Annotated in this window: 1 protein-coding gene; it reads left to right on the top strand. The window is 57.4% G+C overall.

Going from position 1 to position 1,435, the window contains the following annotated elements:
* Window positions 1-47: 47 nt before the first annotated feature.
* The gene (locus AC1DRJ_RS27600) at window positions 48-1,397 is read left to right on the top strand and encodes an MFS transporter (protein WP_477804937.1); all 1,350 of its coding nucleotides are present in this window, start codon (window positions 48-50) and stop codon (window positions 1,395-1,397) included.
* The last annotated feature ends 38 nt before the right edge of the window (window positions 1,398-1,435 follow it).

The following is a 1,435-nucleotide window of genomic DNA, read 5'->3' as shown; positions in this document are numbered from 1 at the left end:
CCCTGATACAGAGTAGTAATCCGCCTTTCCTTGTACTGGACGCCTAAATGCAAAATCCCACTGTCTACCCACAGGCGCAAGCGTCACTGGGGGAGTTGTCAGCGCTTAGCCATACACAAAAAAAACGCCTGGCCATGGCGGCCGCCATCGGTAATGGCTTGGCAGTGTATGACTTTACCGTCTACGGTTTTTCGGCAATGGTCATTGGCAAGTTGTTCTTCCCTTCCGACAGTGTGCTTTCATCACTGTTGATGTCTCTTCTCACCTTTGGCGCCGGGTTCGCAATGCGCCCTATCGGCGCGCTGGTCATTGGCAATCTGGCCGATCGTAAAGGGCGCAAGACGGGTCTGATGTGGTCAATTGCGTTGATGACGTTGGGCACGGCAGTTATGGCGTTCGTGCCGTCCTATAGCGCCATTGGCCCTGCCGCCACGCTTATCATTGTCGCAGCGAGGTTGGTACAGGGGTTTGCGGTAGGTGGTGAGTCCGGTGTAACTCCGGCGGTGATGATGGAGTTGGCCACGAGGTCGAATCGTTGCTATATCGTCAGCTGGCGTTCGTCCTGTCAAATGGCCGCCGCGTTGGCAGGGGCTTTGGTAGGTGCTTGCACAACGGCGCTGCTGAGCCCCGAAGCGCTACTGCAATGGGGGTGGCGTATTCCGTTTATCGTTGGGCTGCTGATCGGGCCGGTCGGGTGGTACATCCTGCGGCAGATGCCAGACACGCCGATGATAAAGCCTCGGCGCGATGGGATGAAGACAATGCTGGCCTTGTACGGGGGCAAAATCTGCCTGGGGGCACTGTTAACGGCGACCCCCACCGCCAGTATTTATCTCATGGTCTATTACATGCCCACCTACCTGGTGCGCACGTTGCACATGCCAGCCACGACCAGTCTGCTGTCAGCCTGCCTTTCGAGCGCCTTGCTGATCATCGCCTGCCCCGTGCTTGCCCGGGTCGCCGACAGGCAACGCCTGCGCAAGCCGATTCAATATTTGACGAACATCAGCAGCCTTGTGCTGGTTTATCCGGTTTTCCTGTTGTTGACGAGCGGGATCGGCGAAGTGCCCTCATTGCTACTCATAAGCGCATATTCGGTAGTGCTGATGTGTAACAACGCAGTGATCCAAGTGATGCTATTGGAGGCTTTTCCGCGTCAGCATCGGGCAACCTGTATTTCGACGATCGCCAGCCTGGGGACGACGATTTTTGGGGGCTTTTGCCCCGTCATCGTGGCCTGGATGGTCGGTGTAACCGGCAATGCGATGGCCCCCTCGTGGTACCTGCTGGCTGTCATGTGCTTGAGTCTTTTCGCATTGGTGCTGTTTCCGGACAGCCTGAAACGCTTGCGTTCGATCGAGTCGCGGGGGCGTTGTTCAGTCGCTGTAGCGCGTTGACGCGCAGATCTTGCGGCGCCATCTCGTAGKCTCGACGG

This window comes from Pseudomonas sp. P5_B2, from assembly GCF_056400445.1.
Note: the sequence above shows the minus strand (reverse complement) of the source record. Positions and strands in the feature narration are given on the sequence as shown.

Bases quoted from the DNA above. Each gene is read 5' to 3' on its own strand.
- AC1DRJ_RS27600 (WP_477804937.1), top strand. From the start codon at position 48: ATGCAAAATCCCACTGTCTACCCACAGGCGCAAGCGTCACTGGGGGAG.